The sequence below is a fragment of the Acidiphilium acidophilum genome, from assembly GCF_033842475.1.
GTDB classification, from domain to species: Bacteria; Pseudomonadota; Alphaproteobacteria; order Acetobacterales; family Acetobacteraceae; genus Acidiphilium; species Acidiphilium acidophilum.
Genome location: NZ_JAWXYB010000008.1, coordinates 65,186 through 80,486 on the forward strand (window position 1 = coordinate 65,186; position 15,301 = coordinate 80,486).

Below are 15,301 nucleotides of genomic sequence, written 5' to 3' on the forward strand. Positions count from 1 at the left end.
CCCCTGCCTCCGCTTTCAACAGCGGAGAATAGGAACATGAATTGTGAAGAGTATTTGCTTAGAAGCCGGCTGTACCAGCGTCTCAAGGGCGGGCAGCACGGCCAGCTTGTCGAGCGCTACGCAGCACGTATTGTGAGAGACGGGCTCGTTCGACACGGCGTCTGGCGATCTTTCAATGTGGTCGGGGGGCTGTTGAGTTGGATCGCAAGCCGTCGCAGCACGGTGGCGGATCTCGATGAACGAGTGACCGAAAAATATCTCCGGCATCGGGCTCGGAAGCAGTCTATCCAGCCTGGCGACCGATCCGCGCTGAAGCGATGGCTATCGGTATTGCGCGAGGAAGGTGCGATCGCGCCAGCGGTGATGCCGCCTGCCACCTCGCGAGATCGGATTTTTAGTGAATTCGCTGCCTATCTGAGGACAGAGCGCGGCCTGACCCCGAAGTCCATCGTTCGTCATCTCCCGCCTATCCGCAGGTTCCTGCACGAGGTGTGCCCCGCCGGCGACGCCGACCTAGGCAAGATCAGTCAGGTGGAAGTGATCCGCTATATCGAGCGCCACGCCCAGGATTGGAGCCCTGCAACTGGGAAGGGGATGTGCTCGTCGCTGCGAGTCTTCCTTCGTTACCTCCACCATCAAGGGCTGAACCCTCGCGCGTTGGCCCATTGTGTGCCGTCCATGCGACGATGGAAATTCGCGGCACTGCCCACTTTTCTGACCGCCACCCAAGTTCAGAGGGCGCTTGACGGTTGCGACCGGGCAACCCCTATGGGACGGCGAGACTACGCCATTCTGATGATGCTGGCTAAGCTCGGCCTCCGCGCCGGCGAGGTAGCGACCCTCACCTTGGATGATATCGACTGGCGTACCGGCGAGATTCTCGTTCGTGCCAAGGGCCGACAGCGCGCACGAATGCCGATCTTGCCGGATGTTGGCGCGGCCATCGTTGCATATCTACGCGATGGCCGTCCACAGGCCTCGTGTCGGCAATTGTTTATTCGCACGCTCGCGCCTCATCTCGGCTTTGCTTCTGGGTGTGCGATCACGATGATCGCCAAAATGGCTCTTGATCGCGTCGGAATTGAGGGCTGCGCACACCGCGGTGCCCATATCTTCCGGCACAGCCTCGCCACCGAACTGCTTCGGTCCGGCGCAACCTTGTCCCAGATTGGTCAGCTGCTGCGGCACGAGAGCCACGACACCACCCGGATATACGCGAAGGTCGATATCGAAACGCTGCGGACATTGAGTCGGCCCTGGCCGGGAGGCGCGCAATGATCGACCTAAGATCCGCTCTCGAGAAATATCTAAGTATGCGCAAGGGACTTGGATATAAGTACGAGCAACAAACCCGGCGGCTCCGCGACTTTGTCGCATTCATGGAGAAGCGCAAGGCTAAAACCATCACTACCAAGCTCGCGATGGAGATTGAGCAACCTGATGTCTGGAAAATAGGGCGAGCGGGGGTCAGGCATCCTGGTAGTCCCACTTGATGTAGCCCTTGGTGTCGGCGGCCCATTTTTCATCGATTTCGACGAGGACGGCGCTGACGAGGCGTTCGAGGGAGGCTTCGTTGGGGAAGACCCTGATTTTGGTGGTGCGGCGTTTGAGTTCCTGCTGGATGCCGCGTTCCATGGGGTTGGAAGTGCGAAGCCGGCGCTGGTGGGGTTCTGGCAGTGTGAAGACGGTGAGGCCTTCGGGGATATTTCGTTCGAGCCAATCGGCGAGCTTTGGTGCGGTGTCGCGATAGGCATTGACGAGGGTTGTGAGAGCGATCTGGGCAGCGGCGAGGGAATTTGCGTTCCAGACGGTCCGGAGTTCTGCGCCGATGCGTTTGCGGATGGCGTGGTTGGGGGCGTGGTGGATGGCGTTTTGGGCGAGGTGGAACTGGCATCGTTGCCAGTGTGCGGCGCCGAAGACGGCGCGGCGTGCGGCGTGCAATCCGGCATGGTCATCGGAGACGATGAATTCGACGCCTCGCAGGCCACGCTGATGGAGGCTTTCGAGGAAGGCACGCCAATGGACTTCGGCCTCGGAAAGGGCGACCGAGACGCCGAGGACACGGCGGCGTTCATCGGGTCCGATGCCGATGGCCGAGAGCACGGCGGCATCGCGGACGACGCCATTATCGCGCATTTTTTCATATCTGGCGTCGAGGATGAGGTAGCGGATCTCGGCGAGGGGTCGGGTGCGCCAGGCGGCGAGTTCGTCATCGAGCAGCTTGCTGGCGCGGCTGACCTGAGCGGAGGAGAGGCTTTCGATGCCGAATTCGCGCATGACGGCCTCGACGTCGCGGGTGGAGACGCCTTTGATGTACATTTCGGCGACGGCGACCATGACGGCGCGGACCGAGCGTCGGCCGCGTTCGAGGGACTGTGGGTAGAAGGGTTCGCCCACGTGACCGGCGGTTTTGGGGACATCGACGGTGATCGACCCGGCCGGGGTATCGATCCGCTTGGGCTTGTAGCCATTGGCGTAACCCTGACGATCGGGGTTGCGCTCGTAGTGACTGGCGTGGAGGAAGCGTTCGCGCTCGATCTGCATGGCGAGTTCGAAGGTCCTGGCAAATACCGTGGCGATATCGCCTGCGCCGTTTTCGATCAGATGTTCCAAAAGTGCCTCGATAATCGTATCCTTTTTGGCGTCCATTCATCGGTCTCCATGTTGGTGTGAACAACTGCATGGAATACCAGAATGAACAGCCCTTGCCGGGGCATGCCCCGGCAAGGGCACCAACTCCCAACCCAAAATGAATTTCCAGACGTCAGGTTACACCACCGCGATGGAATGGGCGACACTGCCGCCTGATCGGCATGCGTATTGGGCTTTGCGGTTGAGCGACGTGCGCGGGTTCGCGCGCCATGTCTCCAACTTCGATCCGACAACGGAGGTACCCCCAGCCGGCGTCCTGCCGGGATGGAAGCGTGCGAAGCCTCATATCTACAGCGACGCGCAAATCGATGATCTGCTGGCGGCGGCTCTGGCTTTGCCGCCAGAGAGGGGCCTGCGGCGATGGACCTACCATACACTGTTCGGCCTGATCGCGGTCACCGGTATGCGTCTCTCTGAGGCGATGGGGATTGAGCGTGACGATGTCGACCTCGACAAGGGGGTGCTGACGGTCCGGCTGACCAAGTTCGGCAAATCACGACTCTTGCCATTGCATCCAACGACCAGCGCCGCGCTGCGCAGCTACGCCAACCGGCGCGATGCGCATCTCGGCCCGCGCTGCGGTTCGACCTTCTTCGTCGCCGAACAGGGTGGCCGCCTGCTGCACCAGTACGTCCATCGCGTCTTCTGGCGCCTGTCCCATGAGATCGGGCTGCGGCGCCCTGGCGATCGTACCGGGCCACGCGTGCATGACTTCCGGCACCGCTTTGCTATCCGGACGCTGCTCGATTGGCATCGCGAAGGCAAGAACGTCGAACAGAAACTTCCGGCACTCTCCACCTACCTCGGCCACACCTGTGTACGCGATACATACTGGTATCTCTCGGCCTGCCCTGAGTTGATGGAAGAAGCGGCGCGGTGCCTCGATCGGCGATGGGAGGCGACGCCATGAAGCCCCCCTGCAATATCGCCACGTTGATCGAGCGCTACTTCACCGAGTGGCTCATACGCCAGCGTAACGTCAGCTCCAACACGATCGCATCCTACCGGGATACGTTCCGGCTACTGTTCAGGTTCGCACAAATGCGGCTCCATAAGCCCCCTTCGGATTTGGCACTCAGCGACCTAGATGCACCGTTTATCGGTGGATTCTTAATCGATCTTGAGATGAAGCGCGGTGCCAGCCCCAAGACTCGCAACCTGCGCCTTACAGCCATCAGGGCCTTCTTCCGATTCGTATCGTTCGAGGAGCCGGCACACAGCGCGCTGATCCAGCGCGTGCTCGCGATACCGAGCAAGCGCCACGATAAGCGACAGGTGCACTTCCTGACACGTCCCGAGATTGAGGCCATTCTCGCCGCGACCGATCGGACGACGTGGCTCGGCCGCCGCGATCACACCTTGCTGCTTCTAGCAGTCCAGACGGGCTTGCGCCTCTCCGAGTTGATCAGTCTCGACAGGGAGGCAGTCCACCTCGGCGCCGGCGCTCATGTCCGGTGCGTCGGCAAGGGGCGGAAGGAGCGAGCCACGCCGCTATCCACCATTGCTCGAGGTGCGCTCCAGGCATGGCTGAAGGAGCCTGCCCGGAAAGGAGGAACTGTTCTGTTCCCCAACATGCACGGTGGGCGACTCAGTGCCGACAGCGTCCAGTCGCTACTGGCGAAGTATGTGAAGGTCGCCACCGAAAATTGTGCGTCGTTAAAGTCGAAGCGGGTGTCGCCCCACGTGTTGAGGCACAGCGCGGCCATGGAGTTGCTGCAGGCGGGCGTCGACTGCTCCGTGATCGCGCTTTGGCTCGGTCATGAATCGATCGAGACGACACAGACCTATCTGCATGCACATATCGCCCTCAAGGAGGCCGCATTGGCAAAGCTCACGCCATACCAGAGCGGAAAGAAAACGCGCTTCCGCCCCGACGACCGATTACTCGCCTTCTTGGAAGCGCTCTGACTGGCTAAACTATGCCGAATGAAACGGAATCAACTGCCACGGAAGAACCGAGAGAAACTCGACAACCGTGCATTTTTCGGAAACCATTCGGCATAGTTCGGCGGACGGCATAAACAGCATTATGCCGCGCCCGGCATAATGCCGTCGTGATCAGGGTGTACATCATGGCGGCCCTTTCCCCACCCCGGTCGGAACCGGCGAATAACCATGATTTTCTGCCTAGAGCCAGGGTCCGCAGGGCGCGTTCGGCCGCGTTATTGGTCAGGCAGATCCGCCCATCGGTCAGGAACCGCGTGAACGCCGGCCAACGGTTCAGCATGTAGTCCATCGCCTTGGCGACATCGTTGTGCCGCGAGAGTTTGGCACGCTCGGCACGCATCCAACTCTCCAACTCGGTAACCAGCGGGACGCTGCGCTGCTGGCGCACCGCCAGGCGTTCGGCCGGCGACTGGCCGTTAATGCCCCGCTCGATCTCGAACAGATCGTCGATCCGCTGCACCGCGGCCAGCGCCATCGGGGCGACGAAGGCAGGCGTCTTGCCTTGCGCGCGGCGTTTGGCGTTTCGCGCGATGTCGGCCAGTTCGAAGAATTTTCGTCGCCCGTGCGCCCAACACGCCGCTTCGATGATCGGGCCAGGGGATCGGGTCGGCACGTACAATTTGTTGTAGCCGCCATAAGCATCCGCCTGGAATATCCCGCTGTATTCGGCAAGATGGGTTTGCGGGTGAATGCCGGCGCGGTCGCGCGAATAATAGAACACCGCGCAGGGTGGACCCGATCCGCCAAACGGTCGATCGTCGCGCACGTAAACCCAGACGCGGGCAATATCGGTCTGACCCTGCGCCAGCACAGGCACGGTGGTGTCATCGCCGTGGATCCGACCGCCGGTGAACACCATGGTTTTGATGAAGGCATACACCGGCTTCAGCGCGACGCAGGTGGCGCCGATCAGATCGGCCAGGGTCGAGACGCTGAGCGGGACACCTTCCAGGCCGAACCGTTCGGATTGGCGGTTCAGCGGCTGATGGAGGCCAAACTTGTCGTAGGCGATCATCGCGAGCAGGCTGGGGCCGGCGAAGGCGCGCGGAATGGTGTGGAAGGGTGCGGGTTCCTGGCTGATCTTCTCACAATCGCGGCAGGTGAATTTCTCCCGCACATGCTGGATTACCTTGAACGTTCGCGGGGTGGATTCCAACGTCTCGGTGACACTCTCCCCGAGCTTGGCAAGGCGCGAGCCACCGCAGCAGAAGCACTGGGTGGGTCCGGGTAGGACGACCCGTTCGCGGGGTAGGTGCTCGGGGAAGGGCTGGCGCGATGGGCGCTTGCGGGTGAAGCCGGCGACAGTCGTGGTTTTGGCCTTCGCGGCTTCCTGCTCGGCGCGCAGTTCGTCCTCGGTTGCGGCGGCTTCGAGTTCTTCGAGTTTCAGCTCCATCTGATCGAGCAGCCGGGCCGTGCGTTCCGCCCTGGGGCCGTAGAGGGCGCGCTTGAGCTTCTCGATCTGCAGCTTCAGGTGTTCGATATAGGCGGCGGTATCGGACTGTGCGGCGCGCGCTGCGGCTGAATCGGCTTCGGCTGCATCCGCCCGCGACATCGCTCCTCGAACGATCTCTTTCAGTGCGGCAATGTCGTCTGGCAACGCCAGCAAATCGATATCCATGACCCTGATAGAATCACGAATTGCGAGGGTTTCGCTACAGAAATCAGCATGAGAAAGCGATTTTTACCCTAATTTTTTTGCTTACCCGGCAGACTGAGGCCGCCAGGTCTGTTGCGGATTTCTCCAGTCGATCGCCTCCAGAAGATAACCGACCTGACCGGCCGTGAGGGACACCACCCCATCCGCCGTCTGCGGCCAGATAAACCGCCCGTTGTCTAAACGTTTCGCAAAAAGTGATAACCCGACGCCGTCATGCCAGATCGCCTTGATCAACGATCCACTCCGTCCACGAAAGAAAAACACATCGCCGCAGAATGGCTCCCGGCCGAGACCTTGCTGCACCTGCAACGCGAGTCCCTTCATGCCACGACGCTTATGTGGTGCACCACATAAGCGTCGTTATGCGGCGCGCATGATTATGTAGAGTCCTAAGCTGGCGACGCAAAGCTTATCGAATGATTTCAGCATGATGGTCATCTCAATCATGACGGGGTCTCGGCATAATCTAGGCTATCTCCAGCGCCAATCCGGCGCACGGAGAGAAGTCATGAACATCGTTGAAAGGTTGGCCAGGGCACCACGGACCATGGAGGCCGGCGACCTCGCCCCATGGGTCGCTGCATTTGCAGACGAGCTTAGATCGCTGGGCCACACGGATCTGACTGTCGGCAATTACGCGGATTGCGCTCGCCATTTTGCGGCTTGGCTCGCGATCGACAACATCGGGCTCGATGATGTCGGTGATGGGTCGTTTGGTCGCTTCAAGACGCATCGTTGCCGATGCGGCGGGTATCGACCTGCCACGCCGCGCTCGGGCAAGTATCTGAGGCGCGTTCATCGCTTCATCGATTTTCTTGGGAGACGCGGCGTTATCAAGCTGTTGGACAAAGTTGTCGCCGCCCCTGTCGATCCACTCGTCCGCGACTACCAAGATTGGCTCACGCGCAATCGAGGCATTTGCGGGCGTACAGCAGCGCGGCATGGCAGGATGGTCACGCGCCTGCTTCTCTCGTTGGGGTCAGAACCGCACGCATACGGTCCGGCAATGATCAAGATTGCCATCATACATGAAGCTGAGCGTTGCTCGGCACCGTACATGAAGACGTCTGGAAATTCATTTTGGGTTGGGAGTTGGTGCCCTTGCCGGGGCATGCCCCGGCAAGGGCTGTTCATTCTGGTATTCCATGCAGTTGTTCACACCAACATGGAGACCGATGAATGGACGCCAAAAAGGATACGATTATCGAGGCACTTTTGGAACATCTGATCGAAAACGGCGCAGGCGATATCGCCACGGTATTTGCCAGGACCTTCGAACTCGCCATGCAGATCGAGCGCGAACGCTTCCTCCACGCCAGTCACTACGAGCGCAACCCCGATCGTCAGGGTTACGCCAATGGCTACAAGCCCAAGCGGATCGATACCCCGGCCGGGTCGATCACCGTCGATGTCCCCAAAACCGCCGGTCACGTGGGCGAACCCTTCTACCCACAGTCCCTCGAACGCGGCCGACGCTCGGTCCGCGCCGTCATGGTCGCCGTCGCCGAAATGTACATCAAAGGCGTCTCCACCCGCGACGTCGAGGCCGTCATGCGCGAATTCGGCATCGAAAGCCTCTCCTCCGCTCAGGTCAGCCGCGCCAGCAAGCTGCTCGATGACGAACTCGCCGCCTGGCGCACCCGACCCCTCGCCGAGATCCGCTACCTCATCCTCGACGCCAGATATGAAAAAATGCGCGATAATGGCGTCGTCCGCGATGCCGCCGTGCTCTCGGCCATCGGCATCGGACCCGATGAACGCCGCCGTGTCCTCGGCGTCTCGGTCGCCCTTTCCGAGGCCGAAGTCCATTGGCGTGCCTTCCTCGAAAGCCTCCATCAGCGTGGCCTGCGAGGCGTCGAATTCATCGTCTCCGATGACCATGCCGGATTGCACGCCGCACGCCGCGCCGTCTTCGGCGCCGCACACTGGCAACGATGCCAGTTCCACCTCGCCCAAAACGCCATCCACCACGCCCCCAACCACGCCATCCGCAAACGCATCGGCGCAGAACTCCGGACCGTCTGGAACGCAAATTCCCTCGCCGCTGCCCAGATCGCTCTCACAACCCTCGTCAATGCCTATCGCGACACCGCACCAAAGCTCGCCGATTGGCTCGAACGAAATATCCCCGAAGGCCTCACCGTCTTCACACTGCCAGAACCCCACCAGCGCCGGCTTCGCACTTCCAACCCCATGGAACGCGGCATCCAGCAGGAACTCAAACGCCGCACCACCAAAATCAGGGTCTTCCCCAACGAAGCCTCCCTCGAACGCCTCGTCAGCGCCGTCCTCGTCGAAATCGATGAAAAATGGGCCGCCGACACCAAGGGCTACATCAAGTGGGACTACCAGGATGCCTGACCCCCGCTCGCCCTATTTTCCAGACATCAGGTTGCTCAATCGACAATGACGACCGCCCTGCGTGGATATCTGCGCTTTCTGGCCTCCGCCGATCTTTGTCGGCCGGGGCTTGAACACGCCGTGCCACACATTCCCCAATGGCGACTCTCATCATTGCCGCGCTATCTGTCGCCCGATGAGGTCGAGAGGCTGGTTGCTTCTTGTGACCTTCGTACCGGGCGAGGCGTCCGCGATCGAGCTATTCTGCTCCTCCTCGCGCGCCTGGGACTGCGCGCAGGCGACATTCTAGAGATGCGCCTGGGGGACATCGATTGGTCTTCAGCGACGTTGCGGGTGAAGGGCAAGGGACGCCGCGAGACCCGTCTTCCCATGCCCCAGGACGCCGGCGACGCCGTGCTCGGCTATCTCGATGGCGCGCGCCCTTTGGTCGATAGCGACCGCCTGTTCTTGAGGTCAAATGCGCCATTTCGGCCATTCGCATCGTCCCCCACGGTTTCCCACATCGTCGCTCTGGCTTTGAAGCGTGCCGGCATCGACAATCCCCCATCACACGGCGCCAACCTGCTACGGCACTCGGCGGCGACACATATGCTCCGCGGAGGCGCAACTCTCCAATCAGTGGGCGCCGTTCTGCGTCACAGGTCTTTGGACACCACAACCGTTTACGCCAAGGTTGATCTGAACATGCTGATGCAGGTCGCGCAGCCCTGGCCGGGAGATGTGGCATGCTGAGCGATGATCTTTCCCGTCATGTCGCGCTTCATGAGGTACTGGGCTTCAAATTCCGGACGCAGCGCATCTTGTTGCGCATGTTCGTGGCTTACGCGGAGCGCCACGGCGACAACTTTATCAAGAGCAATCGGGTAATCGCGTGGGCAGTCGAGGCGCCCTCCCCCGAGCAGCGACGCAACCGGCTTCTTACGGTGCGTCGATTTGCTATCGCTATGCACGCCGAGGACGGCGGCCACGAGGTGCCCGCCGCTGACGCGCTCGGTCGAGGCATCTTTCGGCGGACAAAGCCATACATTTATTCCGCCGAAGAGATTGGCAAATTGATGCAGCAGGCGGCTTCGCTTGGGCCCGCCGCCACGCTTCGACCGCTTACATACGTCACGCTGCTCGGCTTACTCGCCGCGACCGGCATGCGGATATCGGAAGCTCTCGCTTTGCGGCTCTCCGATGTCACCGACGACGGCCTGATCATCAACAAGACCAAGTTCAAGAAGAGCAGACTAATTCCGCTGCATCCTACGACGCGCGCCGCGATTGATCGGTATCTCTCGGCCCGCCTGCCGATCAGCACGTGCGCCGCTGTCCTGTTCGTATCTAACGCCGGAACTCCGCTTTGCTATGATACCGTCAGCGCGTTGTTCCGCCAGATCTCGCGCAAGATCGGGTTGCGGGGCGGGCCCGGCCAGTCGGGGCCGCGCATCCACGACCTGAGACATAGCTTCGCCGTGCGGTCGCTCGAACAGTGTCCATGCGATGACGACGCTGTATCGCGCCACATCCTCGCTCTCAGCACCTATCTCGGTCACGCCCACGTCAGCGATACCTATTGGTATCTTCAGGCCACGCCCGGCCTGATGGCACAGATCGCCGATGCCGGTGAAGACTTCGGCCGGACAGGTGTGATATGACCGCGCTCGCACCACCCCTATCCCTGTTTCTCGGCGAGCACCTGCCACGCGATCAGGGCGCCAGTCCTCACACCTGTGATGCTTATGCGTACAGCTTTCAACTTCTTGTGATATTCGCGGCGCGGCGACTTCACAAGAGGCCGTCGCGGTTGGAGGTCGAGGACATCGGTGTACCGATGATCCTGGCATTCCTCGATCACATCGAACAGGATCGCGGCAACACGGCGCGATCCCGCAATGCTCGATTGGCGGCGATCAGGTCGTTCTTCAGATTCATCGAGTATCGTGTGCCAGCCTGTCTCGATCAATCGCTTCGGGTCCGCGCGATCCCGATGAAGAAAACCGACGAAGCGTTGGTCGCTTCGCTGACCCGGGCGGAGATTCAGGCCCTGATCAACGCGCCGGATCCCAAGACTCTATCCGGCACCCGAGACCGTGCGATGCTCCATCTCGCCTTTGCGGCCGGACTGCGCGTCTCGGAGTTGGTCGGACTATGCCTAGATCAACTCGATCTGCAAAATCCTTGTACGATCCACGTGATGGGCAAAGGTCGTCGGGAGCGCGTGCTTCCACTGTGGAAGGAGAGCGTGGTCGCGCTCCGGGCTTGGCTTGCTGTCCGTCAGCAGCAGCAAGATGGGGCGCTATTTCTCAACGCCGCCGGCCGGGCCATGACCAGATCCGGATTCGAATACATCCTCGACAAGCATGTGGCCACCGCCGCCCTGCGCCTACCGTCCGTCGCGACCAAGCGAGTAACACCTCATGTTCTGCGTCATAGTTGCGCAATGCATATGCTGCAGGCCACGCACGACGTTCGGAAAGTAGCCCTGTGGCTGGGCCATGCCAGCCTCCAAAGCACCGAGGCCTACCTGCGCGCAGACCCCACCGAAAAACTCGAAGCATTGGGAGCCGCCGGCGGGCCGACGCTACAGCCAGGCAAGTTCAGACCGCCGGACAAGGTTATCGCCATGCTCACGGGGCAGCGGCAACACCAAAAATTATGCTGAGCAAAGGGGGCCGGATTCCAAGCGGTCCCCGCGTCGCCGGCTTAGGACTCTACATAATCATGCGCGCCGCATAACGACGCATATCCGTATGGCCCGACGCCAGCCAGATCCGTACGCCGGCCGGAACCGGGATCATCGCCGCACCGCCGTCATCACACGACGCAAGGCGGCAATCCCAACCCCGTCATCAACCCGAACACAGGTGCCGTCCGGCAGCACGATCTCAATCCGGCTCGGATCCGATCGCGTCGCTCGGCTTTGAGGTACCGGCTCGCCGCCAGACTCGTTTACCGCCGCTGATTTGCCCAATGCCCGCGGCATCGACAGCGCCGCACTCGCCATCACGCGGACCGGAATGAACTCCGGCTCCACCCGCACTGGCGCCAACTCACCGCGCCGAACCTGCCCGCGCCATTTCCACAACTGCCCTCGCGAAATCTCGTGCCGCCGTGCCACCAAGGCAAATACAGAATCCGGTGCCTCAGCTTCCGCGACAATCCGAAGCTTGTCCTCATCCCGCCAGCGACGCCGGCGCTCAGCCCCCGTGATGATCTCCATCCGCCACAGCTCCCTGCATATGAATCAGCTCATAGCAGCGCTCTTATGAGCCGCTTCTTCCCGTAGCGGCAGGCGGCTCAGACCGGATGGTTACGGGCGAGGTCATGTTGCGGGCGTGGAAGGCGGCGAACGCCGCAGGGTTTCGCAGCCTGACCGGGCCGGAACTCGCCACCGCCTTCGGCGGTCTGGTGCCGCAGATCGATCGTGATGAACTGATTGGCGGCCAAGCCGATACGCTCGCCGCAGTGATCCGCCGCGCACTGCGCGGCGGGTTTGACGGCTGGGTCGACGATGATCTTGCCTTCACGCGGCCTTGGGGCTTCGATCTTGATGCGATCAGCATCCCCGCAACCATCTGGCAGGGTGATCTCGACCTGATGGTGCCACATGGCCACGCCGCCTGGATTGCGGGCCGGGTGCAGGGCGCGGTGCTGAGGATGGTGAAAGGGCACGGCCATATTTCGCTGGTGACGCAACATCGCACCGCTATCCTCGATTGTCTGTTTACCGGACCACCATCGGTCGGTTTGTGAGCATGGACCGAATCGATCCGCCGATCAGCCTCCGCCCAACGATCAGCAGAATCAGCCTTATCGTCGTCCGGACGTTCGAAGGCCGCGATCATGCCGAGGATCGCCACTCCCTGCCCCGCTCTTTGTGCTGCCATTCCAGGCATATTGTGAGTGACCACCGCCTCTTCGCCTGATCATTCCATTGCAGACGAGCCTACGCGTTTTCGCTCTGGACCGACAACGCCGCGGATCTGGGCACCTAATCGATCGGATCTCGGTCAAATCGCACCTCATCCGATCAACTTGATAACGCCCCGACGACGCATGGTGCAAAGGGCGCCCCCCCGAAGGTCCATGGGGCGGAGAGAAATCTTTGAGCATGACCCGCTAATTTGAACCGCGCCATGATCTTTTCTCGGCGTCTGGTGTGCCGATGCGAGGCCTCGGCCCGATTGTTTAACCCCTTATGGGAACGGTGATCGGCACTGGGGCAATCCTCGCGCAAGGCAACGTCGTAGCTTTTGAGCTTGTCGGTCACAACCACCCGCGGCACACCCAAGTCGCGCATGAGTTTACGCAGAAACTTCTTGGCTGCGCGGGCATTTCGGCGGCTTTGGACCAGGATTTCCAACACATCGCCCCGGCTATCGACGGCGCGCCAGAGCCAATGCCGCTCGCCGCGGATCGTGATCACGACCTCATCCATATGCCATTTATCGGACGTTTGTGGCCGGTCACGCCGGATCTGGGGCCGCCATCTGCGGCCCGAAACGGTTCACCCAGGCCCGGATAGTTTCGTGGCTGATCAGCACGCCTCGCGCCGCCAGAAGATCCTCCACATCGCGCAGGCTCATCGCAAAGCGGTAGTAGGCCCAGACCGCGAAAGAGATCACGGGGCGAGGAAAGCGATAGCCCTTCAAAGGCAACGGAGAGGACACGGGAATCATCCTACATCACTATGATCCCGCGGCCGACGCATCAACCTGACAGTGCCCCATGAACCAACCCCTCTTCGAGGCGGACGGTGATATTGCCGGAAGCGCCGGGCGTCAGGCCCCGCTCGAACAGAGAGAGGCCAAACCGGCAGATCGCCTCGGGCAGCGCGGAGTCGCTCATGATTTTGGCGGCAGCCCGTTCAGTTCGGCGATGATATCCGACAGCATCGGCACGAAATCGTCGCCATGGCCAGTGCCGATTGCCAGTGCATAGGAATTTCGCACCGCGGCGGCGATCGGGTTGGCCGCCCCCTGCGCCTGGGCGAAGGCATTGAGATAGGAGGTGTCTTTCAGCGCGTTGGAGAGGGTGAATTTATGCGCATTGCGATCGCGCCCGACCACGTAGTTCATATAGGTCTGATAAAAGCCGCAATCCATCCGGCCGCCGGTGATGACGCTGTGGAACGTCTCCGCGCTGAGACCCGATTTTTCGCCGAGCATGAGAGCCTCTGCATAAAGCGCGCCATAGCCGAGCGAAAGGAAATTGTTCAACAGCTTCATGGTATGGCCGGTGCCGGTCGGGCCGGTATGGATCATGCGCTGGGAGATGGTTTCGATGATCGGGCGGACGCGGGCGATATCGTCGGCATCGCCACCGATCATGACATCGAGCGTCCCTTCCCAGGCATCCTTGGGGGTGCGGCCGAGCGGGGCATCGAGCAGGGTGATGTTTTGTGCGGCGAGGCTGGCGGCGAGTTTGGTGGTGACCGAGGGGTCGGAGGTCGAGCAATCGACGATGATCAGCGCCTTGCCGGCGGCGGCGAGGCCATCCTCCCCCTGGGTCAACGCCACGACCTGATCGCTGCCGGTCACACAGAGGAACACGATATCGCTCGCTTCGGCGAGCGCCTTAGGCGTTTTGGCTTCGGTGGCGCCGCGCCCGATCAACTCCTCGACCGGCACACGATTGCGGTGGCCCATGATCGTCAGCGGATAGCCCGCCTCGATGATGTTTTTCGCCATGCCGTGGCCCATGAAGCCGACGCCGATGAAACCGATTTTCTCTTTGGTCATGTTAGGCCCTAATATGAAAACGAAGGAAGTTGTCCTTTTTTGAAAAAGGGATTGAAAAGTTTTTTATTGATTTACATAGTCGCGCCAGCGGTGAGCTTGTTTAAAGCCAAGGACTTCCCTGGTTTTTTTGTTTGACAGCAGAGTTTCGTATTCCGATAATTCGCCGTGGACAGGGACGCCTGGGTAGAAGCGGCTAAGCAGTTCGGCAGTGGGCAGGTCCGAAGAGGTATCGCCGCTGGCAGCGTTAAATACCTGATAGCCCAGACCATCCTTCTCAATGGCAAGGCGGCAGATTTCGCCAAGATCGCGCGCATCGATATAACTCCAGGCGATGCGCTTGCGAAAGCCGGGATCGGCAAAGAATTGCGGGAACTGTGCGTATTCATGGGGTTCGATCACGTTGCCGATGCGGATTGCGTAGATGTCGATGCCAGAGCGCAACGCAAAAGCGCGCGCGGTGCGTTCGTTGCAGATTTTTGAGAGTGCGTAGCTGTCCATCGGGTCGACCGGGTATTCCTCATCAAGCGGGAAATACTCCGGATTGCGTGGCTCGTTGGCGAAGACAAGACCATAGGTGGTTTCGCTCGAGGCGATGATGATTTTTTTTATCCCAAGCTTCACCGCGGCCTCAATCACGTTGTAGGTCCCCATGGTGTTTATGCGGAACACTTCGTTATCCGGCGTAATCATGATGCGGGGGATGGCGGCGAAGTGGACCACCGCATCGATCGGTTCCGGGCGCAGCGACGGGTCAAATTCATGCAGGCCGGTGTAGCTCGACAGGGCGTTGAAGACCTGTCCGGAATCGGTGATGTCGGTTATCAGGGTGCGGACTTTGGGATTGTCGAGCGGCTTGGTATCGAGATTGAGCACCCGATAGCCGTGTTCGACCAGATGGGCGACTGCGTGCTTGCCGGCTTTGCCGGTGCCGCCGGTGAAGATGATTTTTTTCATGAGG

General features: G+C 60.8%; 15 protein-coding genes and 2 pseudogenes. 9 read left to right on the forward strand and 8 right to left on the reverse strand.

The genetic code is table 11. The features are described from left to right. The first annotated feature begins 36 nt into the window (after window positions 1–36). A complete protein-coding gene (locus SIL87_RS02070) occupies window positions 37–1,278 on the forward strand; it encodes a site-specific integrase (RefSeq protein WP_319612622.1) in 1,242 nt (413 codons plus the stop codon). A 189-nt stretch (window positions 1,279–1,467) separates the two neighbouring features. Here SIL87_RS02070 and SIL87_RS02075 read toward each other — a convergent pair whose 3' ends face one another. Next, on the reverse strand, window positions 1,468–2,649 hold the full coding sequence (locus tag SIL87_RS02075; protein WP_319612316.1) for an IS256 family transposase: 1,182 nt from the start codon (window positions 2,647–2,649) through the stop codon (window positions 1,468–1,470). Window positions 2,650–2,749: 100 nt separating this feature from the next. Between SIL87_RS02075 and SIL87_RS02080 the strand changes: the two genes are divergently transcribed. Together SIL87_RS02080 and SIL87_RS02085 are read left to right on the forward strand one after the other, a co-directional pair. After that, entirely contained in the window at window positions 2,750–3,562 is an 813-nt protein-coding gene (locus SIL87_RS02080; RefSeq protein WP_319612623.1) for a tyrosine-type recombinase/integrase, read from the forward strand. Further along, window positions 3,559–4,560 (forward strand): tyrosine-type recombinase/integrase, encoded by a 1,002-nt coding sequence (locus SIL87_RS02085; RefSeq protein WP_319612624.1) that lies wholly within the window; start codon window positions 3,559–3,561, stop codon window positions 4,558–4,560. Before SIL87_RS02080 ends, SIL87_RS02085 begins: the two co-directional genes overlap by 4 nt. Window positions 4,561–4,699: 139 nt before the next feature. On the opposite strand, the pseudogene tnpC reads toward SIL87_RS02085, so the two are convergent. Next, window positions 4,700–6,217, reverse strand: a pseudogene (gene tnpC / locus SIL87_RS02090) (IS66 family transposase); the annotation flags it as partial. Between the two features lie 81 nt (window positions 6,218–6,298). After that, window positions 6,299–6,580 (reverse strand): IS66 family insertion sequence element accessory protein TnpB, encoded by a 282-nt coding sequence (tnpB, locus tag SIL87_RS02095; RefSeq protein ID WP_319612626.1) that lies wholly within the window; start codon window positions 6,578–6,580, stop codon window positions 6,299–6,301. Window positions 6,581–6,764: 184 nt separating this feature from the next. Between tnpB and SIL87_RS02100 the strand changes: the two genes are divergently transcribed. Genes SIL87_RS02100 through SIL87_RS02120 form a run of 5 tightly spaced genes read left to right on the forward strand, consistent with a single transcriptional unit; the run spans window position 6,765 to window position 11,264 of the window. Continuing rightward, window positions 6,765–7,484: a hypothetical protein gene (locus SIL87_RS02100; protein ID WP_319612627.1), complete on the forward strand. Its 720-nt coding sequence runs from the start codon at window positions 6,765–6,767 to the stop codon at window positions 7,482–7,484. After that, window positions 7,436–8,617: an IS256 family transposase gene (locus SIL87_RS02105; RefSeq protein WP_319612316.1), complete on the forward strand. Its 1,182-nt coding sequence runs from the start codon at window positions 7,436–7,438 to the stop codon at window positions 8,615–8,617. Before SIL87_RS02100 ends, SIL87_RS02105 begins: the two co-directional genes overlap by 49 nt. A gap of 45 nt (window positions 8,618–8,662) precedes the next feature. Beyond that, window positions 8,663–9,349: a tyrosine-type recombinase/integrase gene (locus SIL87_RS02110; RefSeq protein WP_319612628.1), complete on the forward strand. Its 687-nt coding sequence runs from the start codon at window positions 8,663–8,665 to the stop codon at window positions 9,347–9,349. Then, the gene (locus SIL87_RS02115) at window positions 9,343–10,257 is read left to right on the forward strand and encodes a tyrosine-type recombinase/integrase (protein ID WP_319612557.1); all 915 of its coding nucleotides are present in this window, start codon (window positions 9,343–9,345) and stop codon (window positions 10,255–10,257) included. Before SIL87_RS02110 ends, SIL87_RS02115 begins: the two co-directional genes overlap by 7 nt. Further along, window positions 10,254–11,264, forward strand: a complete 1,011-nt coding sequence (locus tag SIL87_RS02120; protein ID WP_319612556.1) for a tyrosine-type recombinase/integrase — start codon at window positions 10,254–10,256, stop codon at window positions 11,262–11,264. Before SIL87_RS02115 ends, SIL87_RS02120 begins: the two co-directional genes overlap by 4 nt. 132 nt (window positions 11,265–11,396) lie before the next feature. Here SIL87_RS02120 and tnpA read toward each other — a convergent pair whose 3' ends face one another. Beyond that, window positions 11,397–11,822 carry an IS66-like element accessory protein TnpA gene (gene tnpA, locus SIL87_RS02125; RefSeq protein WP_319612559.1) on the reverse strand — a complete coding sequence of 142 codons (426 nt, stop codon included), beginning with the start codon at window positions 11,820–11,822 and terminating at the stop codon, window positions 11,397–11,399. 86 nt (window positions 11,823–11,908) lie between these two features. Between tnpA and SIL87_RS02130 the strand changes: the two genes are divergently transcribed. Continuing rightward, window positions 11,909–12,355: an alpha/beta fold hydrolase gene (locus SIL87_RS02130; protein ID WP_319612629.1), complete on the forward strand. Its 447-nt coding sequence runs from the start codon at window positions 11,909–11,911 to the stop codon at window positions 12,353–12,355. 340 nt (window positions 12,356–12,695) lie between these two features. Here SIL87_RS02130 and SIL87_RS02135 read toward each other — a convergent pair. The 4 genes and pseudogenes from SIL87_RS02135 to SIL87_RS02150 all read right to left on the reverse strand — a co-directional run. After that, a pseudogene (locus SIL87_RS02135) lies at window positions 12,696–13,281 on the reverse strand (IS6 family transposase); the annotation flags it as partial. A gap of 31 nt (window positions 13,282–13,312) precedes the next feature. Then, entirely contained in the window at window positions 13,313–13,450 is a 138-nt protein-coding gene (locus tag SIL87_RS02140; RefSeq protein WP_319612630.1) for a hypothetical protein, read from the reverse strand. After that, complete coding sequence (locus tag SIL87_RS02145; protein ID WP_319612631.1) at window positions 13,447–14,343, reverse strand: NAD(P)-dependent oxidoreductase; 897 nt, start codon at window positions 14,341–14,343, stop codon at window positions 13,447–13,449. Before SIL87_RS02145 ends, SIL87_RS02140 begins: the two co-directional genes overlap by 4 nt. 63 nt (window positions 14,344–14,406) lie before the next feature. Continuing rightward, the gene (locus tag SIL87_RS02150) at window positions 14,407–15,297 is read right to left on the reverse strand and encodes an NAD-dependent epimerase/dehydratase family protein (RefSeq protein WP_319612632.1); all 891 of its coding nucleotides are present in this window, start codon (window positions 15,295–15,297) and stop codon (window positions 14,407–14,409) included. Window positions 15,298–15,301 lie beyond the last annotated feature (4 nt).

Coding starts and splice junctions, on each gene's coding strand:
- SIL87_RS02070 (WP_319612622.1), top strand. CDS start 37: ATGAATTGTGAAGAGTATTTGCTTAGAAGCCGGCTGTACCAGCGTCTC.
- SIL87_RS02075 (WP_319612316.1), bottom strand. CDS start 2,649: ATGGACGCCAAAAAGGATACGATTATCGAGGCACTTTTGGAACATCTG.
- SIL87_RS02080 (WP_319612623.1), top strand. CDS start 2,750: ATGAATTTCCAGACGTCAGGTTACACCACCGCGATGGAATGGGCGACA.
- SIL87_RS02085 (WP_319612624.1), top strand. CDS start 3,559: ATGAAGCCCCCCTGCAATATCGCCACGTTGATCGAGCGCTACTTCACC.
- tnpB (WP_319612626.1), bottom strand. CDS start 6,580: ATGAAGGGACTCGCGTTGCAGGTGCAGCAAGGTCTCGGCCGGGAGCCA.
- SIL87_RS02100 (WP_319612627.1), top strand. CDS start 6,765: ATGAACATCGTTGAAAGGTTGGCCAGGGCACCACGGACCATGGAGGCC.
- SIL87_RS02105 (WP_319612316.1), top strand. CDS start 7,436: ATGGACGCCAAAAAGGATACGATTATCGAGGCACTTTTGGAACATCTG.
- SIL87_RS02110 (WP_319612628.1), top strand. CDS start 8,663: ATGACGACCGCCCTGCGTGGATATCTGCGCTTTCTGGCCTCCGCCGAT.
- SIL87_RS02115 (WP_319612557.1), top strand. CDS start 9,343: ATGCTGAGCGATGATCTTTCCCGTCATGTCGCGCTTCATGAGGTACTG.
- SIL87_RS02120 (WP_319612556.1), top strand. CDS start 10,254: ATGACCGCGCTCGCACCACCCCTATCCCTGTTTCTCGGCGAGCACCTG.
- tnpA (WP_319612559.1), bottom strand. CDS start 11,822: ATGGAGATCATCACGGGGGCTGAGCGCCGGCGTCGCTGGCGGGATGAG.
- SIL87_RS02130 (WP_319612629.1), top strand. CDS start 11,909: ATGGTTACGGGCGAGGTCATGTTGCGGGCGTGGAAGGCGGCGAACGCC.
- SIL87_RS02140 (WP_319612630.1), bottom strand. CDS start 13,450: ATGAGCGACTCCGCGCTGCCCGAGGCGATCTGCCGGTTTGGCCTCTCT.
- SIL87_RS02145 (WP_319612631.1), bottom strand. CDS start 14,343: ATGACCAAAGAGAAAATCGGTTTCATCGGCGTCGGCTTCATGGGCCAC.
- SIL87_RS02150 (WP_319612632.1), bottom strand. CDS start 15,297: ATGAAAAAAATCATCTTCACCGGCGGCACCGGCAAAGCCGGCAAGCAC.